The sequence below is a fragment of the Sulfitobacter aestuariivivens genome, from assembly GCF_014763045.1.
GTDB classification, from domain to species: domain Bacteria; phylum Pseudomonadota; class Alphaproteobacteria; order Rhodobacterales; family Rhodobacteraceae; genus Sulfitobacter; species Sulfitobacter aestuariivivens.
In genome coordinates, this window is record NZ_JACTAG010000001.1 from 1,147,124 (window position 1) to 1,171,436 (window position 24,313).

The following is a 24,313-nucleotide window of genomic DNA, read 5'->3' on the forward strand; positions in this document are numbered from 1 at the left end:
CAAATTCCCCTGCGATCCGGAACAAAACCTGTCACTCTGCCCTTAATCCAATAGCAAACAGGGGATTTTCAGATGTCTTTGATGAAAACGTTGGCCAAAGTGGCCGTTGGCGTGGCCATGGCCAAAGGGGCCAAGTCCATGATGAACAAAAGCAGCAGAACAGGGTCAAGCGGCGGTGACCTGGGCGGCCTTTTGGGTGGTCTGGTCAAGAACGCGGGCGGTTCGCAGCGCCATGGTGGTGCCCACAGCCCGGGCGGCGGGCTGCAAGACATGCTTGGCGGTATTCTGGGCGGTGCCACGGGCAGCAGCCGCACAGGCGGTGCGGCAGGTGGGCTGGGCGGTCTGCTGGAACAGCTCGGCGGTGGTTCATCCGCAGCGGGGGCCGGTGCAGGTGGGCTTGGCGGTCTGCTGGGCGGTCTGGCTGGCGCTGTGGCGGGGGGCAACAATGACCTTCTGTCCGGCACCGACGAAACGTTGCGGCGCAGACCCGAAAAGCCCAACGCCGATTTCGGGGCGGTGCTGAATTCCCAGTTCGACGACACCCCGGTAGAGCCTATCGAGCCCTCCCGCGACCAGGAAGCGGCCGCAGCGCTGATGCTCGCGGCGATGATTCAGGCGGCCAAGTCGGATGGCACCTTCGACGAGGCTGAGCGTGACAAGCTACTGGGCCAACTTGGCGATGTGGATGCCGAAGAGGCGGCCTTTGTCAGAAAGCAGATGCAAACAGACGTCAGCGCAGATGACCTTGTTCGCCAGACGCCACAGGGCATGGGAAAGCAGATCTATGCGATGTCACTGCTGGGCATCGACCTCGATACTCAGGACGAGGCGCAGTATCTGCACAAACTGGCGCAGGGCTACGGGCTCCAGCCTGCCGAGGTGAACGATATTCATAAGGAAATGGGCGTGCCCAGCCTCTATACCTGAGGCGGCATTCCCCAGATCAGACAACTACGCGCGGCAGATCCACCTGCCGCGCGTCTTTTTTTGTCAGGCTGCTTTCTGACCGCCCGGTTTGCCGCCACCGCGTCTGCGGCGACGTCCTCCACCCGGCTTGCCATTATTGCCACCGCCGCCTTGCGGGCGATTGCCTCCGCCATCGGGGCGTCCGCCGCCACGACGGCCACCCCGCCCTTTCGGCTTGTCAGGGATTTCCGACGGCTCCCACGGACGGCCCGAGGTCACCGGGATTGATTTCCCCATCGTCTTTTGAATGTCCTTCAGCTCGCCCATCTCGTCAGGCGCACAAAAGGCAATCGCCGCCCCATCCTTGCCCGCCCGCGCCGTCCGGCCGATACGGTGGATGTATTGATCAGGCACATTCGGCAGCTCATAATTGTAGACGAATTTCACGTCCGGAATGTCCAGACCGCGCGCAGCCACATCTGTGGCAACCAGCACCGTGATCGCGCCAGACTTGAACCCTTCGATGGCGCGGTCGCGCTGACCCTGGCTTTTGTTGCCGTGGATCGATGCCGCATCAAAGCCAGCCTTTACCAGCACCTTCATCAGCTTTTCACAGCCATGTTTCGTGCGGCCAAAAACCAGCGCGCGTTCGCCCACGTGCTCGCCCAGCAGTTCGATCAGCAGATTGGTCTTTTCCGCCTTGGCGATGAAATGCAGCTCTTGCGTGACCTTGTCGGCCGCCTTGCCCGGTGGTGTGACTTCGACCCGGATCGGCCGATCAAGATAGCTGTTGGCAATCTCGTTCATCAGCTTGGGCATGGTCGCTGAAAAGAGCATTGTCTGCCGCTCTTTCGGGATCAGCGCCGAAATCTTGCGCAGGTCATGGATGAACCCCATGTCCAGCATCTGATCTGCCTCGTCCAGCACCAGAAAGGTGGTCTGATCCAGTCGTACGGCCTTGCGGTCCAACAGGTCCAAAAGCCGCCCCGGCGTGGCCACAAGCAGGTCGGTGCCGCGCTCAAGCCGCTTGATCTGCGGGTTGATGTTTTGCCCACCCACGACCATCAGCGCCTTCAAAGGGGTGTCCTGACAGTAGCCACGCAGGTTCTCCATGATCTGCTGGGCCAGTTCCCGCGTGGGCGCCAGCACCAATCCGCGCACAGTACGCGGCGCGGGTCGGCCTTCCATCTCCAGCATCTGCGCCACCAGCGGCACACCAAAGGCGGCGGTCTTGCCGGTGCCGGTCTGGGCCAGCCCCATCACGTCGCGCCCGTTCAGCGCGTGCGGGATGGCTTGTTTCTGAATCGGTGTAGGATCTTTGATCCCCATCTGAGTGAGCCGCGCCACCAGTTTCGGCGGCAGGTCCATCATTGTAAAATCGGTCATATTCTTCTTTCCGGCGCGACACCCCTTGGTCTCGCGCAAAATTCTCGCAACCCCAACATGGGGCGGCATCATGGGTCACGTGCAGCAGATCGCAGGAAAACGGCACAATGCCGCGAACCTGTCTGCCAACGTCTGGCCCCACGCGTGATTTTGGGAACAAGGGCGGCCTTGAAAGCCGGTATGCCTGGATCGGGGTGACCCATCGGCACCGGAACTGCTCACGCGGCAGAAGGCGTCGCCTGTTTGTGCACATGGGCCCCGGATGCGAATAAGTCAACCTCCCGCGCCAGAACCCGGTAGCAGAGCGGCGCAATTGTCGCTAAACCTGCGACGCATTCGACCAAAGGCAGCTGTCCATGACCAAATCCATCATCAAGCGTTGCGAAGCCAGGGGCATGCGCATGACCGGTCAGCGCCGCATCATCGCGAAAGTCATCGAAGACAGCGATGATCATCCCGACGTCGAAGAACTGTTCAAGCGCGCGGTGTCGGTCGATGACGGCATTTCGATCGCCACGGTCTACCGCACGGTCAAGCTGTTCGAAGAAGCGGGCATTCTGGATAAGCTGGAATTTGGCGATGGCCGCGCGCGCTACGAAGACGCGGAACGGGATCACCACGACCACCTGATCGACGTAAACTCCGGTGAAGTGATCGAATTTGTCGACGCCGAGATCGAAGCATTGCAGGAAAGGATCGCCCGCAAGCTGGGATACGAGCTGCGCGGTCACCGGCTGGAACTCTACGGGGTGCCGAAGAAGGAGGGTTGAGGGTCGGCTTGGCGGGACTTTCCCGACTTTCGCTGCTGCTGTGCCAACGGCGGCTTCGGGTGAGATGCGCAAGGTCACAAACGGTGGTTATCGCCGGTGCCAGAAATGTATGAGTTTTCGCCGCGACTAGCTCGCAAACAACAGTTTGGACGAACTCCAGTTGAGTTGCTATCGTGAGAGATGCTGGCTGGAGGATCGAGCAACTTGAAACTTTTATTGGATTTCGTAGCGAACCCAGACAATGAATGGATTTGGCACCTTGTACAGGCCACGCTCGTCATTATCGGCTTCTACCTGGTTTCGAGACAGCTCCGCCTTGCACGGGATCAAAATTCCATCTCTCACTTGAACTACTTTCGTGAGGTCTGGAACTCCGAGCCGTTGTTGCGCGCTCGATTGGCGGTTGCTGAGAGAACTGTTCTAGAATCATCCGATTTTGAGGGATACGAGGACGTACTGGTGACGTTCATGGAAGACCTCGGCGCAGCAATCAGCGTAGGGCAGGTCAATACTGAGCATGTGTGGAGGTATTATAGCTATTATATTGATGGCTATTGGCTACTGCTCAACCCGAAAGTCACCTATTATCGCGAGCGGACCTCTGATCCGATCTACTTTGAGGGATTTGAGGAGCTTCACAATCTTTCGGCGAGAGTCAGCCGTCAGCACGGTACGTTTCCGATGCTTGAGTCCTATCTTTCGTCCTTTCGAAAGGAGGAAATCAAAACAGTGCGATTCCTGCTAGGGAGCGACTTGTTGCCCGATAATCCTGTCCAGTAGGTTTTTGCCGCGTGTGACAATAACCCCCTGCCAAAACGCCCCGATCAAAAACGGTCGTTTTTGTCACTGGCGGCGATGCTCCCACAAACATTGAAAAATCTTGTGCCACAAACCCTTGGCGAAACTCGGTATGATTCTGTCACGTTTTTGCCGTCGGCAAGAAGAGCGGACATTGGTGCGCCGTGCAGCATCTAGAACTTTGGGCTCAGAGCGGACCTGCGTAATTCCTCCCCAGCCCGGAATCAAGGACGCGTGCCGACGTCGGGAAGCGCCATTCCCTCCCACGGGCTGACGCTTTGGTTGGGCTGATCGCGTCGCACCTGGCTCGCGCCCAGTTGAACAATAAAGCGCCCAGGATCATCTGTCAGGGGCGCCACCCCAGGGGCTGGCCCTGCCCGGCGCGCAGGGCGTGTGTGGCACTGCCGGCACGGGTGCGCAAACCCGAAAGTGCACCCTCCTGCCTTACCGCCTTGGGTTCCGCCCTTCCGCCTGCTATTCCCCCGATACACGTCAAACCTGAAAGCCCCCCATGTCCGACCGCGACCGCCCCCTGCTTGCCGTTCTGATCGATGCCGACAACGTGCCCGCCAAACATGCGGCCAAGATCATGCGCGAGGTTGCCTCCATCGGGGAACCAGCCCTGCGCCGCGTCTATGGGGATTGGTCCAATGAACAGCTCAAGGGCTGGAAGGACCCGATCCATCACCTTGGCCTTGTGGCCCATCAGGAAACCGCCAATTCACGCGGCAAGAACGCCACCGACATTGGCCTTGTCATCCACGCCATGGACATCTTGCATTCGGGCAAATTTGACGCTTTCGTGATCGTATCCTCAGACAGTGACTTTACGGCGCTGGTCAACCGGCTGCGCGAGGATGGCCTGACCGTGATCGGCATCGGAGAGGCCAAGACTCTCGATGGGCTGCGCAACGTCTACAACCGTTTCATCCTGATTGAGAACATCCCAGACCCGGACGCCCCCGCAGATACGCCGCGCAAGAGCACGGCAAAAGCTGCCAAGGCGCTCCCGCTGTTCCGCGAGGCTTTCGACAAGATCGACAGCGAGGATGACTGGTACAATCTGGGCCAGATCGGACAAGCTATTCAGGCCCGCCACCCTGATTTCGACAGTCGTACCTATGGGTTTGGAAAACTCAGCGCACTCGTGAATGCGCTGGACAAGCTGGAGACGAAAAAAACGGGCAACCGCCTCTTGGTGCGGCTCAAGGCTTAGACCGACCCAACATCGCGGGTAGTAGCACGCTCAGCACCAGCAGTCGCGAGATGTGGCAGGCCGCAACAAACCCCGGCACCACGCCGATGATCACGCCCATGACGATCATCGTCTCAAGCCCGCCGGGCGCAAAGGCCACCAGCACGTGCGCCAGCGGCATGCCAAGCGCCCAGGCCACAGGAATCGCACCTGATACTGTCAGCACGGCGGCGATGCCGGTGGTGGTAAGCCCCGCTGCCAACCCACCCGCCAGCGCCTTTAAAGTCATGCCGGAAAACCGCGTGCCAATGAGCGCCCCGAACACCAGATAGGCCGGCAACACCAGCCAGTCCGGCGGCACACCCGGTGCCCATCCCGTCAGATGACCAACCCCTGAGGTCAGCATCGCCCCCAGCAACAGCGCCGCTGGCACCCGAAGGTGCGCAATCACCCGCGCCACCAACAGGGCTGTGGCAAAGACAACCAGCAGCGTCAGCAGCGGCATGATCTCTCCCTGCGGCGCGATGGCGCCGTTTACATCGACGCCCATCCACAGGGCGACAAAGGGAACCACGATGGACAGGCACAACAGCCGCACAGATTGCACGATGGACACCCGTGCAACATCCGCCCCACTTTCCTGCGCGTAGGCAACGACAAAGCTCAGGTGGCCGGGCGACCCGGCCAGCAGGGCGGCCCTGTGATCAAAGCCGAACTGGCGCACCAAAACGCGGCGGCAGATCAACAACATCATCCAGATCAGGACCACAACGAACAAGACCGCCAGCGGCCAGCGGATCATCGCCCCCAGCGCATCGCGATCAAACCCGCTGCCAACGGCAACGCCCAGCACGACGAAACAAACGTCGCGCAGACCCGGCGCAATCTCGACCCGCAATCCCGCAAGCCCGGAAAGGCTGACTGCAACCGCAGGCCCCAGCAGAATGAACACCGGGGCAGACCCCAGCCAGGCCAAAACCGCGCCAAGGGTGGCGATCGCCAGTGTGACGGTCGTCCGGACACCGATGTGACGGTCATTCAATCCCTGCATGACCCTTCGCTATCACCCGCGCCAAAGACTGGCCAGCGCCCTTGCACGCGGTGCCTAAAACGGTCAAGGCAGGTGCACTGATTTTCCAGCACAAGGGCCGGCCATGGACAATCTGAGAGGTGCCGCACTGATGGTTCTGTCCATGCTGGGCTTTGCCATCGAGGACACGTTTATCAAGCTGATGGCAGGCGCGCTGCCCGTCGGTCAATTGCTTGTCATGCTGGGCTGTTGTGGTGGGGCCGTCTTTTACCTTGCGGTCAAGGCGCAGGGGGACCGCATCCTGGTCCCCGAATTGCTGACCATCCCGATCCTGCTGCGCGCCATTGGGGAATTCATCGGCACGCTTGGCTTTGTCTCGGCGATCATGTTGACACCCATCTCAACCGCTTCGGCCATTCTGCAGGTCACGCCGCTTGTCGTCACCCTGGGGGCCGCCCTGTTTCTGGGCGAAACCGTTGGGTGGCGCCGTTGGGCCGCGATTCTGGTGGGGCTTTTTGGCGTGCTGCTGATCATCCGCCCCGGCATGGACAGTTTTGAGCCGCTGTCCGTGCTGGCCCTGATTGGCGTCTTTGGTCTCGCGATGCGTGACCTTGCCACCCGCCGGGTGCCAGCCAGCACCAGCACCATGCAGCTTAGCTGCATCGGATTTCTGGCCATTGTGCCGGGCGGCGCCGGGCTTATGGCTGTCACCGGCACGCCCTATGTCATGCCCGACGTCCAGACGTGGATCTATTTCACCAGCGCCTTGTGTATCGGCCTTCTTGCCTACTACGCCATCGTGGCCGCGATGCGGGTGGGCGACATCAGCTATGTGACCCCCTTTCGCTACACGCGCCTGCTTTTTGCGCTGATCGCGGGCATGATCGTTTTTCGCGAACGGCCCGATGCGCTGATGCTTGTCGGTGCGGCAATCATTGTGGGATCGGGTATCTATACTGTCTGGCGCGAACGCAAAGTCGCGCAGCGTGCCGCCGCGAGCCTTTCCAAGCCCGCCCCGTCGCGCTAAACGTCGCCTCAAATCAATCCTGCTAAGGACGCACGCATCATGAGCACCATCATCGACATCCACGCCCGCGAAATCCTCGACAGCAGGGGTAATCCGACGGTCGAGGTCGATGTGATCCTCGAAGATGGCACCATGGGCCGCGCGGCGGTGCCTTCAGGCGCCTCCACAGGGGCCTACGAGGCCGTAGAGAAGCGGGATGGCGACAAGGACCGCTACATGGGCAAGGGCGTGCTTGAAGCCTGCGCTGCCGTCAACGGCGAGATCGCCGAGGCGCTCGTGGGCATTGATGCCACCGAACAGGTCGAGATCGACGAAACCATGATCGAACTCGACGGCACCGACAACAAAGAGCGTCTGGGCGCGAACGCGATCCTGGGCGTGTCTCTGGCGGCGGCAAAGGCAGCGGCGGATTACTGCACTCAACCGCTTTTCCGTTACGTCGGCGGGACCTCTGCCCGGGTGCTGCCCGTGCCGATGATGAACATCATCAATGGCGGTGAGCACGCGGACAACCCCATCGACATTCAGGAATTCATGATCATGCCCGTCGCCGCGGACAACATCCGCGAGGCCGTGCGCATGGGCGCGGAGGTGTTCCATACGCTCAAGAAAGAGCTTTCCGCGGCAGGCCTTGCCACCGGTGTCGGTGACGAGGGCGGCTTTGCACCCAACATCAGCTCCACCCGCGACGCGCTTGATTTCATTCTGAAGTCCATCGAAAAGGCGGGCTACAAGCCAGGCGATGAAATTCATCTCGCGCTTGATTGTGCCGCGACAGAATACTTCAAGGATGGCGCGTATGTTCTTGCAGGAGAAGGTAAAACCCTCAGCTCAGATGAAAATGTCGATTATCTTGCGGCCCTCGTCGCCGACTACCCGATTATCTCGATCGAGGACGGCATGTCCGAAGACGACTGGGACGGCTGGGCAGCGCTGACCGCGCGGCTGGGCGACACCGTGCAACTGGTGGGCGACGACCTCTTTGTTACGAACCCGGCGCGCCTTGCGGATGGTATCGCGCGGAAGTCGGCAAATTCCATGCTTGTAAAAGTCAATCAGATCGGCAGCTTGACCGAAACACTTAAAGCGGTCGACATGGCCCATCGCGCCGGTTTCACCAACGTCATGTCGCACCGGTCAGGCGAGACCGAAGATGCCACCATCGCGGATCTGGCGGTGGCCACCAACTGCGGACAGATCAAGACCGGTTCGCTGGCCCGGTCCGACCGTCTGGCCAAATACAACCAGTTGATCCGCATCGAAGAGATGCTGGGCGAAACGGCGGAATATGCCGGTCGTTCCATCCTGCGTGGCTGACAAGATCACACTAAACGCGGCGACGACCGCAGCTGATCTGGCAGCGGTTCGGGACCTCTGTTGGGCCTACCGCGATCTGCTTGAAAAGCTGTCGCCCGTTGACGCCGCCATCACGCGCTTTTTCTATCCCGAGGACAAATACACTACGCTGATGAACACTCTGGCTGAGGTGCACGCACGCCCAACCGGACTGATCGTGCTGGCAAAGATCGGCGATAGGCCCGTCGGGTGCGGCATGTCCCACGCGCTGGATACCACTACGTCCGAGATCAAGCGCGTCTTTGTCACCGAAACCGCACGCGGGCGCGGCGTTGCGCGCATGATATGCTATGCGCTTGAGGATCAGGCCCGCCGGGATGGATTTGCCCGGCTGGTGCTCGATACCTCGGTCGCGCTCAAACCGGCCCAGCGGCTTTATGAAACCCTCGGCTTTCAGCGCTGCGGTCCCTACCAGCCCACGCCAAAGGACATGCTGCCCAAGCTCGTCTTCTTTGAAAAGCAGCTTTAGCCGAAGCGGTCGGGACGATAGGGCGCGATCAGCGCCTGCTGGGCATTGCTCAGCGCGGCACCCAACACCTGTGCCGACAGTATCTCGGCAACCACCGGGGCAAGCGTGATCCCTGAATGCATCACAGCGGTGAAAAGCCCCTCGGGTCCACAGGCGCCGACGACCGGCAAACCATCCTGCGGCACCGGACGCTGGGCCAGGGCCACGTCCTGCCAGACTAATTTTGTCCCCGGCAACATCGCCTGCAAGCGCTCCAGTGCCGCATCAGCAAGCTGGTCGGGTCTGGCCCAGATGCGGTTGGTGTCATCTGCCTGATTCGACACCGCGGTCGGCATCACGATCTGGCCCTCGGGGGTTTGCCGGAATTCCCCTGCGGGGGCCACGCAGATGTGGCTCAGCGTCGGCGCAATCGGCGCTGTCCGAAAGATCACCCCGGGCCGGTCCAGCATCGGTAGGGCCACGCCCAACGGCGACAACAAATCCGTGCTCCCGTTGCCGCCAGCCACCACGACCGCATCGGCGGGCAAATCCCCACCGGGTATGCGCAGACCGCACACCCGACTGCCCTTTGCCAGAATGCCCGAAACGCGACACCCTGTCATCACCCGCGCGCCGGACGCCTTCAAAAGCGCTTGCGTCAAGGAGCCCGGCTCCGCGGCGGCCTCGTCCTCAAACAGAATGGCCCGATCGGCTGCCTTTACCTGCGGTTCCAGCCGCGCCAGCTCCGCCCGGTCCACAATCCGCGCGTGATAGCCCAGCGCCCGCAGATCGCGCTCTTGCGCCTCAAGGGCCTCACCCTCTTCCTCCCAACACAGGCACCCCGACCAGTAGACCGGCACGTCAAGAACACGACAAAGCTGCCGGTAGGCCTCGATGCTGGCCGCCCGCAACGCAAAATGCGCCGCATCCGCATAATAGCTCGCGTTGATCCAGCCAAAAGACGCCCCTGTCGCCCCCGCGGCTGGGCCTGCGGCATCAACAATCGTGACCTGAGCCCCCTGCCTGCCCAGCGCATAGGCAAGGCTGGCCCCAATGATCCCTGCACCGACAATTGCAACCTGCATATGGCCCCCTTGGCATGCCCCGGACCCCACCCTAAGCTGCGGTCATGACAGCGCAAGAGATCATCGACCATCTCGCCCTCGCACCGCATCCGGAGGGCGGCCATTATCGCCAGACATGGGTCGCGGAAAACCCGGGCCGTCCCACAGGCACCTGCATCTATTTCCTTCTCCGTGCAGGCGAAAGCAGTCATTGGCACCGGGTTGATGCCACCGAAATCTGGCTTTTTCACGCAGGTGCACCGCTGATCCTGTCGATATCTGAAACCGATGCAGGCCCCGCAAAGGACCATATGCTGACCCCGAATCTGGCAAAAGGCGCGCCGCAACTGATCGTGCCGGAAAACCACTGGCAGGCCGCGCGCAGCACGGGCGACTGGACTCTGGTCAGCTGCACGGTGTCCCCCGGCTTTACCTTTGATGGCTTCACCCTGGCCCCCCCTGGCATGGAGATCCCGCAATGAACCGCCGCTTGATGGTTTACCTCGCACTCGTACTGATCGTCGGGCTTTATCTCTATGATCGCGAGACCAGCACCGAAACTGTCCTCCCCGCCACCGTCACCGGTGTAGAGGCGCGCGATGATGCCGCCGGGCCCGAAATCTGGCACATCACCGCGCAAATCGGCGACCAGCGCGTGGTCTTGTCCCCGCTACAGGCCCGGCCCGATCTGTCCCCCGGCGACCGCATCTGCGTCACGCGCATCCAGCGGCCGGATCAGCCCGATGAACTGCGCCGCGCAAACGCAGGCGCAACCTGCTAGCGGGATGGATCACACCGCCTTCATCGCCTCGCTCAGCCCACAGGACAAGACCGCCCTTCACGCACGCTCTGACCAGCGCGGCCTGCGACATTTGGCAGGCCACCTTGGCGTCCTTATCGCGATGGCGCTCTATGTGGGCCTTCAACTGCCGCTTTGGCCCTTGATGCTGCTGCCCTACGGCATCACGCTGATGTTTCTCTTTACCCTGAGCCATGAATGCACCCATGCCACGCCCTTTGCCCACCCGCGCCTGAATGACATTGTCGGCCATGCGGTATCGCTGCCGCTGCTGCTGCCGTTCACATGGTTTCGATATTTCCATCTGGCGCATCACAAATACACCAACGATCCCGACCGCGACCCGGAACTTGCCGGTGGTGGCCGCCCCCAAACATGGCGCGCCTATCTGATCTACCTAAGCGGCTGGGGCTATTGGTCAGCCAATGCCCGCACTTTGTGGCAACACGCCCTGGGCCGGGTCACAGCCCCCTACTTGCCCGTTCGCAAACACCCCGCCATCATCCGCGAGGCACGCATCCTGCTGGCCTGCTACGCCCTGCTGGCGCTGTCGCTGTTCATCAGCCCGCTGGCCCTGACCCTTCTGGTCCTGCCCGCCCTGATCGGCCAACCGTTCCTGCGCCTGTACCTGCTGGCAGAACACGGCCACTGCCCACCGGTGGCGAACATGCTTGAAAACACCCGCACGACCCTGACCAATCGCATCGTGCGCTTTCTGGCCTGGAACATGCCCTATCACGCGGAACACCACGCCATGCCGATGGTGCCGTTCCACGCCCTGCCCGACCTGCACGAACGGGTCCAGGCGCACCTGAAATCAGTCTCGGACGGCTATGCCAGCTTCACGCGCGACTACGCGCGGGAACTGGGGCGTTAGGGTAGGCTGACCGTCCCGCCCCCGACCGCCGCGCGCACCCCGGTGGTCCCGGGGCAAGAGGTCGGCAATCCGCGTGCCACGCGCACGGCAAGAAACCCAAAGGCCTGCGCCTCCAGCATATCGCCATCCAGCCCGATCTCCTCGACCGGGGCGACAGGGCAGTCAAGCGACACCGCCAACATCTGCATCAGCACCGGATTGTGCCGCCCGCCGCCTGTCACCAGCACGCGCTCAGGCGGCGTTGGGCAATGCTGCATCGCCTCGGCCACCCCAGCAGCGCACATGGCGGTCAATGTGGCCGCAGCATCGGCATCTGACAGCTCCCCCACAAGATCGACCATTTCGGCAAAGTCATTACGATCGAGCGATTTGGGCGGGATGCGCGCGAAATAGGGCTCTGCGAGAAAGAGCTCCAACGCGCCCTGCGCCACAGTCCCCCGGGCGGCCAGACGCCCGCCTTCATCAAAGGTTCTGCCAAGACGCGCCTGCATCAGATCATTCAGCGGCGCATTGGCAGGCCCGGTATCAAAGGCCAGCAAGGCGCCGTCCTGCTCAGGCCGGTCCAGCGCCGGATCAACCCACGTGAGGTTCCCGACACCGCCAAGGTTCAAGAACCCAACAGGTGCCACAAGCCCCGCGAACCGCGCACAAGCGTGATGAAAAAACGGCGCCAGCGGCGCGCCTTCCCCGCCAAGCGCCACATCCGCCGTGCGAAAATCCCAAACGACCGGCACGCCCAACGCAGCAGCCAAGGCCGCCCCATCCCCCACCTGCAACGTCCCTTGGGCCTTGGGCGCATGGGCAAGGGTCTGACCGTGAAACCCGATCAGCTCTGCCCCCGACAGATCGCACAACGCTTTAAGATGTGCGGCATCAACGACCTCTGCCGCCGCATCCACTTCGGCCCCTGCCCATTTGCCCAGACCGGCCCGGATCACGGCGCGCTCAGCGTCGCTATAGGGCCGATACCGCGTCTCACCAAAGCCCTCAATCTCATGTCCGTCGGTGCGCACAACGGCGATATCCACACCATCCAGCGAGGTGCCCGACATCGCGCCGCAGGCATTCACCACCCCCGTCTTCCCGATCCGCTTTTGTGCGGCCTTATTCATGGCCTTTTCCTTTGCCCCGCTGCCCCCTATAGAGTGCCCCGCAATACGCACATGAGGCAAGCCATGACCTACCACCCCAAATCGGACTTCATCCACACGATGATGGAGCGCGGCTTTCTCGCCGATTGCACCGATTATCAGGGGCTGGACGAGGCTCTTTTGAAGGGCGCGCAACCCGGCTACATCGGCTTTGACGCCACGGCGAAATCGCTGCACGTGGGCAGCCTCATCCAGATCATGATGCTGCGCTGGCTGCAAAAAACCGGCGGCAAGCCGATCACCCTGATGGGTGGCGGCACCACCAAGGTGGGCGATCCGTCGTTTCGCGCCGACGAACGCCCGCTGATGGGGCCGGAACAGATCGATGCGAATATTGCGGGTATCAAAAAGGTCTTTTCCGCCTACCTCACCTACGGTGATGGTCCGTCAGATGCGCTGATGATCAATAACGCCGAATGGCTGGATGATCTGAACTACCTTGATTTTCTGCGCGACATCGGGCGGCATTTCTCGATCAACCGCATGCTGTCCTTCGAGTCGGTCAAATCCCGGCTCGACCGCGAGCAATCGCTGTCGTTTCTCGAATTCAACTACATGATCCTGCAGGCCTATGACTTTATGGAACTGCACCGCCGCTATGGCTGCATCCTGCAGATGGGCGGCAGCGACCAATGGGGCAACATCGTCAACGGCATCGACCTCACCCGCCGGGTGATCGATGGCGAAGTGTACGGGCTGACCTCGCCCCTGCTGACCACCAGCGACGGCAAGAAGATGGGTAAATCGCAGTCCGGCGCGGTCTGGCTGAACCCTGACATGCTGTCGCCCTACGAATTCTGGCAATTCTGGCGTAACACCACAGACGCGGACGTGGGCCGGTTCCTCAAGCTCTACACCGAAATGCCGGTCGACGAATGCGACCGTCTGGGCGCGCTCGAAGGGTCCGAGATCAACGAAGCCAAGGTGCGTCTCGCCAATGAAGTCACCACGCTCCTGCACGGGGCTGAGGCCGCGACAGCCGCCGAGGCCACCGCGCGCGAAGTCTTTGAAAAAGGCGGTGTGGGCGACGATCTGCCCACGCTGACAATCGCACCAGCCGATCTGCCCCTGTCCATCGTACAGGCCATCGTGCGCTCCGGGCTGGCAGGCTCAGGCAAGGAAGCAAAACGGCTGATCGCGGAAAACGGCGCACGGATCGACGACCAGCCGCTGACAGACGCGGGCCTGATGCTGGACGCCGGCGCGCTGTCCTCTCCGATCAAACTGAGCGCGGGAAAGAAACGGCACGCGCTGGTGACACTGGGCTAGCTTTCCGGCATCCCGGCCCGGCGCAGGCCCTCGAAATAATACTCTGTCCCGGGTGTATCGACATAGCGACTGCCTGAGCGCACCGATGCGATTGTCGCATCGGGCAGAATCGCGCGGTGTTCTTCCAGCGCGGCACGTGCTTCTGCATCGCGCCCCAACTGGGCAAGAGCGGCAATACGCCAGCGATGCGCGGCAGTGTAGCCCGGCACCGCCGCGATTGCCTGCTCGCTGAAATCAAGGCCTTCCTCGAACCGACCTAGCTGGATCAGGCATGACCCTTTGCCGCTGATCGCGGCGACAGCCAGATTGTTGAAACGGGCAAATGACAGAAAACGGTCAAAACAGGCCAAACCCTGCGTAGGTTGCCCGGTGAACTGATAGATAAAACCCGCGCAGATCAGCGCATTGGGATCAAATGGCATATCCCGCATGAACGTTGCAATATCCGCGCGTGCCTTGGCCACATCCCCATCCCGCACATAGGCACCATAGGCCCGAATGACGCGCGACGACGATGCAGCCCCGCCCAATTCTTCTGCCTTCTCAAAGGCCTGTGGCATTTCGGGTTGAATGTCGGCCAGCAGATCGGTGAACCCCTGAGACCCGGCTGTCGCCGACAGGGCAAGAAACACCTCGTAAGGCAGACTGCTGGTGGGACTAAGCGCAATCGCGTGGCGCAGATCCTCGACCGCGCGGGCAAGCGACGCGCGGTCCGCAAAGCTGGAGGACGTCGCCCGCAACACCCAATCCCGCCAGGTGCGGTCTTGCGGCGCCAGCGCGTTCACCCGCCCCAGCTCCCGCTCAATGATCAGGGCATAAATCCGGTCGGCAATGTCCGCCGATGTCCTGTCCTGCCAGTCAAAGGCATCGTCCATCCGGCCATCATACTTGCCACGCCACAGCCGCTGCTCTTTGCGATCTTTCAGATGCACATCCAGCCGCATCCGGTCGCCCTTGATCCTCAAACGTGCATGCAAGGCATAGCTCGCCCCGTCCGGCTGGGCCTGTATCGTCGCCATCAATCCACGCGTGCCCCCCAGGAAACTCTCCAGATCATGGGTCAGACCATCGGCCAGGTCGCGGGCATCGTCGCTCTCAGGATGGCAGGCTGCGGGCACGATGGCCAGATGCGGAAAACCCGACCGCTGCCGCTGGTTCAGCGCCGCGCCCCCAATGGCCCCGCCACGGGTCCAGATCCGAACCGGGCGTGTGATGTTTTTGAGATCAATGGTGCCCGCGTCATCGAAAGCGGGCTGCAACGTCCCGTCCAAGACACCATAAACCGCATCAGACAGGCTCAGCCCCCCCGGATTGATTGCCGCTTCCAGCCGCGCGGCCACGTTCACCCCGTCACCAAAGACATCTTCGTCCATCACTGTCACATCGCCCAAATGCACACCAATTCTGATCTGAATGTCACGCTCCAGCACCATCTTGTCCTGCAGCCGCATAGCGCATGTAGCCGCCTCGGTCGCGCTGGCGAATGTCACGATCCACCCGTCGCCCATGTTCTTGACGATCCGCCCCCGGTATCCCGCCACAACGGGCGCAAACACCTCCTGTCGGATGCGTCCCAGGGACGCAATTGTGCCGGTGGCATCCGCACCCATCATGCGCGAATACCCCACCACATCGACAGCCATGACCGCAACAAGTGTCTGTTCCATCGCCCCCCCTTCGCGCACTCTAACGGGACCCCGATGAGGTTGGCCACCCATGCGCTGCGTGCTTGCCAGCCCGCACCGGCACAGCTAGCCATTAATCCAGCCGTTTCCGCAAAAGGAGCACCCGACGTTGACTTCTCAGAAAGACCTGATGGCCGCAGGCGCGTGGTATTCCTGCCTTGATGATGAGCTTGAAGGCCTTCGAATGCGCGCCCGCAACGCGGTCCATGCTCACAATCACCTGCCCCCAGGTGATCGGCAAACCCTCAGCGCGCCCTTGCGTGCCCTCTTTGCCGCTGTAGGTCCCGACTGCCTGATCGAAGCGCCGTTTCACTGCTCGTACGGGATGAACATCCACCTTGGCCGGGCTGTCTACATGAACGCGGGCTGTGTCATCCTCGACAGCGCCCCGGTGCATATCGGCGATGGCACCATGATCGGCCCCCTGACCCAGATACTCTGTGCCGAGCATCACAAGAACGCCGATGAAAGGACCAAAGGTATGGAAATCGCCCTGCCCGTCACCATCGGACGCAATGTCTGGATCGGCGCGGGGGCGATCATCCTGCCCGGAGTAACGGTGCATGATCAGGCCATTGTCGCAGCGGGCGCGGTGGTCACCCAGGATGTAGAAGCTGGCCAAACGGTCAAAGGCGTGCCAGCACGCCGCTAGCCTTCGGCCTTTTCCTCAAGCGTCAGCCAGTCTTCCTCCGCTGCCGCCAGCTTTTCCTGCCTCTCAACCAAGGCCTTCGTCGCCTTGTCGAACTTCAGTGGCTCGCGGGTGAAAAGTTCCGGATCGCTCAATAGTTCTTCCAGCTTGGCAATCTCAGCCTCCAACCGCGCAATTTCGGCGGGCAAGGCCTCAAGCCGATGCTTTTCCGTAAAGCTAAGCCCGGTTTTGCCGGCCTTCTTTGGTGCCTGCCCCGCCGCCGGTGCGGGCTTTGCTTTTATGACACTTTCCGAAAAATCATCCTGTTGCCGCTGGCTCAGATAGTCTGACCAGCCGCCCGCATAGACCGTCGCGCGCCCGTCGCCTTCCATGGCGATTGTCGTCGCCGCAACACGGTCCAGAAAATCACGGTCGTGACTGACCAGCAAAACCGTCCCGTCATAGGTCCCCAGCAATTCCTGCAACAGATCCAGCGTCTCGATGTCCAGATCATTCGTCGGTTCGTCCAGCACCAGCAAGTTCGAGGACCGCGCCATGATCTTGGCCAGCAACAATCGCGCCTTTTCCCCACCGGACAGGGACCGCACAGGCGCGCGCGCCTGCGCCTCATTGAAAAGAAACTCCTTGAGGTAGCCCACAACATGCTTTGGGACGCCCCGCACCAGCACCTGATCCGCTTTGCCGCTGACCCGCATCTCCGGATCGCCCGTCAGACTGTCCCAAAGCGACATGTCGACATCAAGCTGCGCACGCGCCTGATCGAACAGCGCCAGTTCCAGATTGGTGCCCAGTTTGATCGTCCCGGTGTCCGGTTCTTCTTTTCCGATCAGCATGTTAAGAAGTGTTGTTTTGCCAACACCGTTAGGGCCAACCAGCGCAATCCGATCGCCGCGCTGCACCGTCAAAGAGAAATTCCTGACGATCTCCTTGTCATCAAAGGCTTTGAAAATCTCAGTGGCCTCAATGACCTTGCGCCCCGACTTCGGCCCGGCCTCCAACGCCATCGCTGCTGTGCCCTGCCGGGTGATCTGCGCAGCCCGCTCAGCGCGCAGATCCTGCAATGCCCGCACGCGCCCCTGATTACGCTTGCGCCGCGCCGAGATCCCCTCGACCGCCCACCGCGCCTCCGCCTTGATCTTGCGGTTCAGCTTGTGGCGCTGCGTGTCTTCCTCTTCCCAAATCTGATCGCGCCAGGCTTCGAAACCGCCAAAGCCAATTTCCTGACGACGCACCATTCCCCTGTCAATCCAGAGTGTTGCGCGGGTAAGCTCACGTAGAAATGCACGGTCGTGGCTGATGATCACAAAGGCCGTGCGCGTCTGCTTTAGCTCAGCTTCAAGCCAGGCAATTGCCTCGATATCCAGATGGTTCGTGGGCTCATCCAGCAGCAGCAACGCAGGCTCCGTCGCCATCAGCCGTGCAAGCGCCGCGCGCCGCCGCTCGCCGCCACTGGCCGTCGCCACAGGACGCGCGGGATCAAACTTCAGCCCCTCGCCCGCACGCTCGACCTTGTACATTTCTCCGGGTTCCAAGCCATCGGCGGCAAAATCGCCCAGGGTTTCAAAACCCGCCAGATCGGGATCCTGCTCCATATAGCCAACTGTGACGCCGGGCCCGGCGATGACATCGCCTCGATCGGCCTCTGCCAGTCCCGCCATCACCTTCATCAGGGTGGATTTGCCCGACCCGTTGCGCCCCACCAGCGCCAGCCGGTCGCCGGGCTGGACCACAAGGGACAGATCATCAAAGACCGGATCGCCCCCAAAGGTCAGCGAAATATCGGTAAGTTGCAAAAGAGGTGCGCGCGCCATGCCCGCCAGCTATCGCCCGCCGCAAGCAAGGTCAATCACCCCTCTTTTTCTGGTAGTGGGTCAGCTTGAAATTTCTTAAACCAACGCCCGCAACAACCGCTTTCGTGCCGCGGGAATCGCCCCAATTTCAACCCCGGTAAACACATGCAGCGTGTTCATCTGGTGATCGACAACCGCATGATCACTGACCCATCCCCCCATCATCAGATAGGTGCGCAGCAAGGGCGGCATCCGCAGCATCGCCTTTTTCGCGTCAGGCTTGCGCCGCAGACGTGCAGCAAACCGGAAGACATCAGGCGCCTTGACCCGCGGCAGCCATCGCTTGGGCGCCAGATGCCGCGCCTTGAGCATCGCAAAGGTATCAAGGAAGGGTGCGGTCTCGACCCCCGCAAAGGACGAACAGCCAAACAGCATCTTGACCTCATGTGTGTCGACAAATGATGTCAACGCCGCCCAGGCCAGCCGCAGAATGTCCGGATCGTTCCGGTCAGGATGGATGCAAAAGCGGCCCAACTCCATCATCAGGCCGTCATAATGCGCCAGCGCGCTTAACTCATAAAACTGCGCGGCATAGCTTTGCGGCAATTCAGCACCGGTCAATGCCGTCATGCGAAAACAGCACACCACGGCATCACTCGCCGTCTCACGGATCAGAATATGCTTGCTGGTGGCATCAAAGGGATCAACGTCCAACGACGTCTCAAGCTCAAAACAGAGCGCCCGCAGGCGCTGCGCGGCCTCAATATCCCCGGCGCACCGGGCCTCAGCTGCCGTGTACCGTCCTTTGGAAAGCGCGATCATGGTCTCACCTCACCCCTGTCGCGCAGGCTTACCCAGCGCAGCGAGAGTACCAAAACATGCCGCTCAATGCGACGCCTTCAGCCCTGTAGTGCCGCAGGATTGAACCGGCCCAGATTGCCCAGCAACTGCCGGATAAAGCTCTTGTCGCTCACCGGCGAAGAGGTCACGCGCCGCTGCAGGGGCACGACATTTCCGTCTTCCAGCCCGAACGTTTCGATATTCTGGACAACACCTGCACTTGAAAAGCTTATCGCAACAACCTGGCGATCAATCTCGCGCGGGGCCAGCGGACCAAGCGCGCGGGTGCGCATACGCACATAGTAATACCCGCCATCGTTCAACACACCCGCTGACGACGGCACGCCGATCTTCTCCTCGACAGAGCTTCGGGTATCACTGCCGACAACGATCTGCTCAAGGTCTTCCGAGGGCGGCACATAGCCATGGTTTTTGAATGCAGGCGCACAGGCCGAAAGTCCGATCGCTGCACAAAAGACAGCGGTCCGCAGCGCTTTGGCGCCTATGTAGTGGGTGGTGCGCATATGTCTGCCCTCTTGCCCTTGGACCTTATGGCTTTTATTTCGCATACACCAAGGCACCCCTCCGGTTCAAGAAACGAAAGTGAGCGACTGATGTCTCGCCTCCCCCCCAGTGACACCGCGATCCGCGTTGCAGATCTCAAACAGAACGCGGAAAAGACGTTTTCAGTGCGCCCTGACGCAGCGGCCCTAAGCCAGATCGCTGGGGATCTTGCCCTTTCAGCCCTGCGCAAAGTGCGCTTTGAAGGGCGCCTGAAGCCGCTTGGCCGCACAGACTGGACCCTTGAGGCCCAGTTGGGGGCCACGGTCGTGCAGCCCTGCGTGGTCACCCTCGACCCTGTGACCACACGGATCGACACCCCGGTCGTCCGGCATTTTGTTCAGGACTTTGTCCTGTCTGACGACCCCGAAACAGAAATGCCCGATGATGACACAACAGAATCGCTGGGCCCCTGGATTGATCCCGCCGAGGTGATGAAAGAGGCGCTGGCCCTTGCTGTTCCCGACTATCCGCGCAAGGACGCCGCGGCGCTGGGGCAGATGGTCTATGCCGAACCCGGTACCGCGCCAATGACCGACGAAGACGCCAAGCCCTTTGCGGGGCTGGCCAACCTCAAGGACCAGTTGATCAAGCCCAAAGAGTAACCGCGCAGCGCACCATAAGATCGGACTTGCAAACCACAGGATTAGCAGTATTTTGCCGCCCTCCCCCCAATTTAGGTTGGACATTGCAGGGACGCTCGCCTAAAGCGACGTCACCCCCGCTTACGGGACAGATAGAAACATGGGCACGCCCCGGGATCGCCCGGGCTTTGCCCCCCAGACAAAGGCACCAGACATGGCTGTCCAGCAGAATAAAGTTTCCAAGTCGCGCCGTAACAACCGCCGCGCACACGATTCGCTTGTTGCCGCGAACCCGAACGAATGCACCAACTGCGGCGAACTCAAGCGCCCGCACCACATTTGCGCGGCCTGCGGTCACTACGATGACAACGAAGTTGTCGCACTGACAGAAGAGATCGACCTGGAAGACGACGCGGCATAAGCTAAGGTCATCGCAATCGCAGACTTCGAAAGGCATTCGCACCGATGACGGCCGAGACCGATCACAGTAACGCGAACGCCGGACGCACCCTCATCTCAATTGATGCGATGGGGGGGGATCAGGGCCCGGCAGCAGTCGTTGCCGGGTGTTCTTTGTCTGCAAAGGCCAATCCCGATATTGCCTTCATCCTGCACGGGGACAAGGCGCAGCTTGATCCGCTGGTGGCCAAGCGGCGCGAACTTGCTGACCTGTGCGAGGTCCGCCATGCGCCAGACGTCGTCACCATGGACGACAAGCCCAGTCAGGTCGTGCGGACGGGCAAGGACACGTCGATGTGGTCAGCGGTCGAATCCGTGCGTTCGGGCGAAGCGTCTGTGGCGGTGTCTTGTGGCAACACTGGCGCGCTGATGGCGGTCTCGATGATCCGCCTGCGCAAACTGCCCGGCGTGAACCGCCCCGCCATTGCCGTGCTCTATCCGTCTTCGAACCCTCAGGGGTTCAATGTGATGCTGGACGTCGGCGCGGACATCCGTGCAGACGCCGATGACCTCATGCGCTTTGCCCTGATGGGCAATTCCTATGTGCGCAACGGCATGAACATCGCCCGCCCCCGGGTCGGCCTGTTGAACGTCGGTACCGAAGAACACAAGGGCCGCAGCGAACTCAAAGTAGCCTACGATCTGATTCGCGATCAGGCCCCTACGGCAGAGTACGAATTTGTAGGCTTCGTCGAAGGCGGCGATATCTCAGGCAACCGTGCCGACGTGATCGTGACCGATGGCTTTACCGGCAACGTCGCGATCAAGACCGGCGAAGGCACCGCCACCCTCGTGGGCAACCGCCTGCGCGAGGCTTTCAAATACTCACCCCTCTCTCGCCTTGCGTCCCTGCTTGCCTATACGTCGCTGCAACGCCTGAAGAAAAAGATCGATCCGCGGCGCGTCAATGGGGGCGTCTTTCTGGGCCTCAACGGCACGGTGGTCAAATCTCACGGATCGGCCGACGCCACCGGCGTCTCATCCGCCATCAAGCTGGCCGCCCAACTGTCGCAGAACCGCTTTAACGACAAGCTGGCCGCGCGGGTCGCCGCCGCCCTTCCAGCCGAGGAAAAAACAGAATGACCCTGCGTGCTGTCGTCATAGGCTGCGGCCATTACCTGCCCTCCCGCGTTGTCGAAAACGCCGAATTTGAAAAGACGCTTGATACCGATGACACCTGGATCCGCTCCCGCTCCGGCATCGAACGCCGCCATTTCGCCGCTGAGGGCGAAACCACCTCGCAAATGGCGGCCGCTGCCGCACGCCGCGCGCTAGAGGATGCAGGCCGTGATATCAGCGATGTCGATGCTATCGTGCTCGCCACCTCGACCCCGGATCTGACCTTTCCGTCGGCGGCCACCATGGTGCAGGCCGAACTGGGCATGCAGCAGGGGTTTGCCTTTGATATTCAGGCGGTTTGCGCCGGTTTTGTCTACGCACTCAGCAATGCCAACGGGTTGATTGCATCCGGCCAGGCAAAGCGCGTGCTTGTCATCGGCGCGGAAACCTTTAGCCGCATCATGGACTGGACCGACCGCGCCACCTGCGTGCTCTTCGGGGATGGTGCAGGCGCGCTGCTGCTCGAGGCACAAGAAGGTGACGGCACGCCCGCAGACCGCGGTGTGCTGTCCACCGACCTCAATTCAGACGGGCGCTACCGTGACCTGCTTTACGTCGATGGCGGCGTCAGCACGGGCACCACCGGGCAGTTGCGCATGCAGGGCAATCAGGTGTTCCGCCATGCGGTTGAAAAGCTGGCCGCGACGGCCAATACCGCCATGGAACGCGCCGGGGTCACGGCGGACGACATCGACTGGGTTGTCCCCCATCAGGCGAACATCCGTATCATTCAGGGCACCGCCAAAAAGCTGAACCTCCCGATGGAGCGTGTGGTGGTCACGGTACAGGACCACGGCAACACCTCTGCGGCCTCCATTCCGCTGGCCCTGTCGGTGGGCCGCGAACGGGGCCAGATCAAGCAAGGCGACCTGATCGTCACCGAGGCAATCGGCGGCGGATTGGCCTGGGGCGCTGTCGTCCTGCGGTGGTAAGTCCCTGCCGGCGCGGATTTCTATCGCCGAAACCGTGGGTTGCGGGCCATTCTTGTTGACTCGGAAAAACCCGCCAGCCTATGTTGGCTGAAACATGGGGGACATTATGTCTGATAAGACTTTGACGCGCATGGACCTGAGCGAAGCGGTTTTCCGCGAAGTGGGTCTGTCGCGCAACGAAAGTGCGCAATTGGTAGAATCCGTTCTGGACCAGATGTCCGATGCGCTTGTGGCCGGTGAACAGGTCAAGATTTCTTCCTTTGGCACCTTTTCCGTGCGTGACAAGACCGCACGCGTGGGCCGCAACCCCAAAACCGGTGAGGAAGTGCCAATCAACCCCCGCCGGGTTCTCACATTCCGCCCCTCCCATCTGATGAAGGACCGCGTCGCAAGCGGCAATAAATCCTGATCTGATGGCCAAGTCGCCCGAAGCGTTTCGCACGATCTCTGAAGTTGCCGAGTGGCTGGGCATCCAGGCCCACGTGCTACGCTTTTGGGAAAGCAAGTTTTCTCAGGTCAAGCCGATCAAACGCGCCGGGGGCCGTCGCTATTACCGTCCGACCGACATGCTGTTGCTGGGCGGCATCAAGCGGCTTTTGCACGACGATGGGCTGACCATCAAAGGGGTCCAGAAAATCCTGCGCGAAGAAGGGATGAGCCACGTGGCAGATCTGTCCCAACCGCTTGATGATCTTACGATTTCCCAGCTTGATGACGCCCCGGCCCCAACGCCGGAACCCGAACCCGTCGCCGAGGAAAAAGGCGTCGTCCTCAGCTTTGAGACGCCCGCAGAAGACGCCCCCGCTCCGGTGATGGATGCAGGCACCGATCTTTTCGGTGATGCCCCGGAACCCGTTGCACCGCCGCAGGACAGCGCGCCAGCGCCTGTCGACGAGATGATGGAAGACGCGCCCGCCGCAGCAACAGAGGAACTTCCCGAGGCCGTCGATCCAGAGCCTGCCCCAATCGAAGCGGCCGATGCCGAGCCTGAGCCGATGACCGAAGCACTAGTGGCCGATGACATCGCGCCCGCGTCGGACGACGCGACCGAGGCCGTCACACCTACCGCAGACGAACTTGCGCCATCTGAACAACCGGTGCCCTCCTCCGCCCTGCCCGCCTTTTTGCGCCGCCCCCTGGATGAGCCCGCGCAGCCGACAGATCCGGCACCGGATATGGACCACAGCGCAAGCACCGCTGAGCCCGAGCCAGAGCCAGACGCCCCTCAGGCCCCAAAACCGCGCGACATCGGCATGCCGCAGGTGCAGTCCGAGGCGGAAATTGAAGCAGACCCCGGCATCCTGTCCCGCGTCCACGGCCTGCGCCATGTCAGCGGCAGCCAGGCCGCTGCAATGGCCCCGCTGCTGGATCGTCTGACCCGTCTGCGCGATTCCATGGCGGCCCGGCGGCGTGGCGGTGGCGCGCCTACACCACCCCCAGCCTGAACCAATGATGGACGCGGCGATTGCCTCTTGCACGCGGGGCAAGATCGGTTATGTAGCGCCCATAGTCGGGCTATGGCGCAGCCTGGTAGCGCGTCCGTCTGGGGGACGGAAGGTCGCAGGTTCGAGTCCTGCTAGCCCGACCATCACACAAATCGCCCGCACCTTTGGGATGC

The 24,313-nt window shown here is 61.5% G+C and carries 26 protein-coding genes and 1 tRNA gene; 19 read left to right on the forward strand and 8 right to left on the reverse strand.

Annotated elements, in window-relative coordinates; genetic code table 11:
* The first annotated feature begins 72 nt into the window (after nt 1-72).
* Complete coding sequence (locus H9Q16_RS05710) at nt 73-927, forward strand: tellurite resistance TerB family protein (protein ID WP_191074377.1); 855 nt, start codon at nt 73-75, stop codon at nt 925-927.
* Between the two features lie 63 nt (nt 928-990).
* Here H9Q16_RS05710 and H9Q16_RS05715 read toward each other — a convergent pair whose 3' ends face one another.
* Entirely contained in the window at nt 991-2,292 is a 1,302-nt protein-coding gene (locus H9Q16_RS05715) for a DEAD/DEAH box helicase (RefSeq protein WP_191074378.1), read from the reverse strand.
* A gap of 356 nt (nt 2,293-2,648) precedes the next feature.
* Between H9Q16_RS05715 and H9Q16_RS05720 the strand changes: the two genes are divergently transcribed.
* From H9Q16_RS05720 to H9Q16_RS05730, 3 genes are all read left to right on the forward strand, one after another.
* Nucleotides 2,649-3,062, forward strand: a complete 414-nt coding sequence (locus H9Q16_RS05720; RefSeq protein WP_191074379.1) for a Fur family transcriptional regulator — start codon at nt 2,649-2,651, stop codon at nt 3,060-3,062.
* A gap of 204 nt (nt 3,063-3,266) precedes the next feature.
* Nucleotides 3,267-3,842 carry a hypothetical protein gene (locus H9Q16_RS05725; protein WP_191074380.1) on the forward strand — a complete coding sequence of 192 codons (576 nt, stop codon included), beginning with the start codon at nt 3,267-3,269 and terminating at the stop codon, nt 3,840-3,842.
* Between the two features lie 529 nt (nt 3,843-4,371).
* Nucleotides 4,372-5,076: an NYN domain-containing protein gene (locus H9Q16_RS05730; RefSeq protein WP_191074381.1), complete on the forward strand. Its 705-nt coding sequence runs from the start codon at nt 4,372-4,374 to the stop codon at nt 5,074-5,076.
* On the opposite strand, the gene H9Q16_RS05735 is transcribed toward H9Q16_RS05730, so the two are convergent.
* On the reverse strand, nt 5,066-6,106 hold the full coding sequence (locus tag H9Q16_RS05735; protein WP_191074382.1) for an AbrB family transcriptional regulator: 1,041 nt from the start codon (nt 6,104-6,106) through the stop codon (nt 5,066-5,068). The genes H9Q16_RS05730 and H9Q16_RS05735 overlap by 11 nt on opposite strands.
* Nucleotides 6,107-6,209: 103 nt before the next feature.
* On the opposite strand from H9Q16_RS05735, the gene H9Q16_RS05740 reads away from it, so the two are divergent.
* The 3 genes from H9Q16_RS05740 to H9Q16_RS05750 are packed head-to-tail and all read left to right on the forward strand — an operon-like array spanning nt 6,210 to nt 8,937.
* Nucleotides 6,210-7,112: a DMT family transporter gene (locus H9Q16_RS05740; RefSeq protein ID WP_191074383.1), complete on the forward strand. Its 903-nt coding sequence runs from the start codon at nt 6,210-6,212 to the stop codon at nt 7,110-7,112.
* Nucleotides 7,113-7,151: 39 nt separating this feature from the next.
* Entirely contained in the window at nt 7,152-8,429 is a 1,278-nt protein-coding gene (eno, locus tag H9Q16_RS05745; protein WP_191074384.1) for a phosphopyruvate hydratase, read from the forward strand.
* Entirely contained in the window at nt 8,422-8,937 is a 516-nt protein-coding gene (locus tag H9Q16_RS05750; protein ID WP_343067794.1) for a GNAT family N-acetyltransferase, read from the forward strand. The genes eno and H9Q16_RS05750 overlap by 8 nt, the downstream gene beginning before the upstream one ends.
* On the opposite strand, the gene H9Q16_RS05755 is transcribed toward H9Q16_RS05750, so the two are convergent.
* The gene (locus tag H9Q16_RS05755; protein ID WP_191074386.1) at nt 8,934-10,001 is read right to left on the reverse strand and encodes an NAD(P)/FAD-dependent oxidoreductase; all 1,068 of its coding nucleotides are present in this window, start codon (nt 9,999-10,001) and stop codon (nt 8,934-8,936) included. The genes H9Q16_RS05750 and H9Q16_RS05755 overlap by 4 nt on opposite strands.
* A gap of 44 nt (nt 10,002-10,045) precedes the next feature.
* Between H9Q16_RS05755 and H9Q16_RS05760 the strand changes: the two genes are divergently transcribed.
* Genes H9Q16_RS05760 through H9Q16_RS05770 form a run of 3 tightly spaced genes read left to right on the forward strand, consistent with a single transcriptional unit; the run spans nt 10,046 to nt 11,656 of the window.
* Complete coding sequence (locus H9Q16_RS05760) at nt 10,046-10,462, forward strand: cupin domain-containing protein (RefSeq protein ID WP_191074387.1); 417 nt, start codon at nt 10,046-10,048, stop codon at nt 10,460-10,462.
* Complete coding sequence (locus tag H9Q16_RS05765; protein ID WP_191074388.1) at nt 10,459-10,761, forward strand: hypothetical protein; 303 nt, start codon at nt 10,459-10,461, stop codon at nt 10,759-10,761. The genes H9Q16_RS05760 and H9Q16_RS05765 overlap by 4 nt, the downstream gene beginning before the upstream one ends.
* 4 nt (nt 10,762-10,765) lie before the next feature.
* Nucleotides 10,766-11,656 carry a fatty acid desaturase gene (locus H9Q16_RS05770; RefSeq protein WP_191074389.1) on the forward strand — a complete coding sequence of 297 codons (891 nt, stop codon included), beginning with the start codon at nt 10,766-10,768 and terminating at the stop codon, nt 11,654-11,656.
* Here the strand turns inward: H9Q16_RS05770 and H9Q16_RS05775 are convergent.
* On the reverse strand, nt 11,653-12,768 hold the full coding sequence (locus H9Q16_RS05775; protein WP_191074390.1) for an anhydro-N-acetylmuramic acid kinase: 1,116 nt from the start codon (nt 12,766-12,768) through the stop codon (nt 11,653-11,655). The two genes, H9Q16_RS05770 and H9Q16_RS05775, sit on opposite strands and share 4 nt — an antisense overlap.
* Nucleotides 12,769-12,831: 63 nt before the next feature.
* Here H9Q16_RS05775 and tyrS point away from each other — a divergent pair, with 63 nt between their 5' ends.
* Entirely contained in the window at nt 12,832-14,076 is a 1,245-nt protein-coding gene (gene tyrS, locus H9Q16_RS05780) for a tyrosine--tRNA ligase (protein ID WP_191074391.1), read from the forward strand.
* On the opposite strand, the gene H9Q16_RS05785 is transcribed toward tyrS, so the two are convergent.
* The gene (locus tag H9Q16_RS05785) at nt 14,073-15,743 is read right to left on the reverse strand and encodes an adenylate/guanylate cyclase domain-containing protein (RefSeq protein WP_191074392.1); all 1,671 of its coding nucleotides are present in this window, start codon (nt 15,741-15,743) and stop codon (nt 14,073-14,075) included. The two genes, tyrS and H9Q16_RS05785, sit on opposite strands and share 4 nt — an antisense overlap.
* 127 nt (nt 15,744-15,870) lie before the next feature.
* Between H9Q16_RS05785 and H9Q16_RS05790 the strand changes: the two genes are divergently transcribed.
* Nucleotides 15,871-16,413, forward strand: a complete 543-nt coding sequence (locus H9Q16_RS05790) for a sugar O-acetyltransferase (RefSeq protein WP_246455476.1) — start codon at nt 15,871-15,873, stop codon at nt 16,411-16,413.
* Here H9Q16_RS05790 and H9Q16_RS05795 read toward each other — a convergent pair.
* From H9Q16_RS05795 to H9Q16_RS05805, 3 genes are all read right to left on the reverse strand, one after another.
* A complete protein-coding gene (locus tag H9Q16_RS05795) occupies nt 16,410-18,221 on the reverse strand; it encodes an ABC-F family ATP-binding cassette domain-containing protein (protein ID WP_191074393.1) in 1,812 nt (603 codons plus the stop codon). The genes H9Q16_RS05790 and H9Q16_RS05795 overlap by 4 nt on opposite strands.
* A gap of 75 nt (nt 18,222-18,296) precedes the next feature.
* On the reverse strand, nt 18,297-19,022 hold the full coding sequence (locus H9Q16_RS05800) for a GNAT family N-acetyltransferase (protein ID WP_191074394.1): 726 nt from the start codon (nt 19,020-19,022) through the stop codon (nt 18,297-18,299).
* 77 nt (nt 19,023-19,099) lie between these two features.
* Entirely contained in the window at nt 19,100-19,564 is a 465-nt protein-coding gene (locus H9Q16_RS05805; protein ID WP_191074395.1) for an outer membrane protein assembly factor BamE, read from the reverse strand.
* Between the two features lie 90 nt (nt 19,565-19,654).
* On the opposite strand from H9Q16_RS05805, the gene H9Q16_RS05810 reads away from it, so the two are divergent.
* The 7 genes from H9Q16_RS05810 to H9Q16_RS05840 all read left to right on the forward strand — a co-directional run bounded on the left by H9Q16_RS05810 (nt 19,655) and on the right by H9Q16_RS05840 (nt 24,283).
* A complete protein-coding gene (locus H9Q16_RS05810) occupies nt 19,655-20,206 on the forward strand; it encodes a YceD family protein (RefSeq protein WP_191074396.1) in 552 nt (183 codons plus the stop codon).
* A gap of 193 nt (nt 20,207-20,399) precedes the next feature.
* Nucleotides 20,400-20,606, forward strand: a complete 207-nt coding sequence (gene rpmF, locus H9Q16_RS05815; RefSeq protein ID WP_191074397.1) for a 50S ribosomal protein L32 — start codon at nt 20,400-20,402, stop codon at nt 20,604-20,606.
* 44 nt (nt 20,607-20,650) lie between these two features.
* On the forward strand, nt 20,651-21,727 hold the full coding sequence (gene plsX, locus H9Q16_RS05820) for a phosphate acyltransferase PlsX (RefSeq protein ID WP_191074398.1): 1,077 nt from the start codon (nt 20,651-20,653) through the stop codon (nt 21,725-21,727).
* Complete coding sequence (locus H9Q16_RS05825; protein WP_191074399.1) at nt 21,724-22,695, forward strand: beta-ketoacyl-ACP synthase III; 972 nt, start codon at nt 21,724-21,726, stop codon at nt 22,693-22,695. The genes plsX and H9Q16_RS05825 overlap by 4 nt, the downstream gene beginning before the upstream one ends.
* A gap of 106 nt (nt 22,696-22,801) precedes the next feature.
* Nucleotides 22,802-23,104: an integration host factor subunit alpha gene (ihfA, locus tag H9Q16_RS05830; protein ID WP_191074400.1), complete on the forward strand. Its 303-nt coding sequence runs from the start codon at nt 22,802-22,804 to the stop codon at nt 23,102-23,104.
* 4 nt (nt 23,105-23,108) lie between these two features.
* On the forward strand, nt 23,109-24,140 hold the full coding sequence (locus H9Q16_RS05835) for a MerR family transcriptional regulator (RefSeq protein ID WP_191074401.1): 1,032 nt from the start codon (nt 23,109-23,111) through the stop codon (nt 24,138-24,140).
* A 66-nt stretch (nt 24,141-24,206) separates the two neighbouring features.
* Nucleotides 24,207-24,283: transfer RNA gene (locus H9Q16_RS05840), tRNA-Pro, on the forward strand.
* The last annotated feature ends 30 nt before the right edge of the window (nt 24,284-24,313 follow it).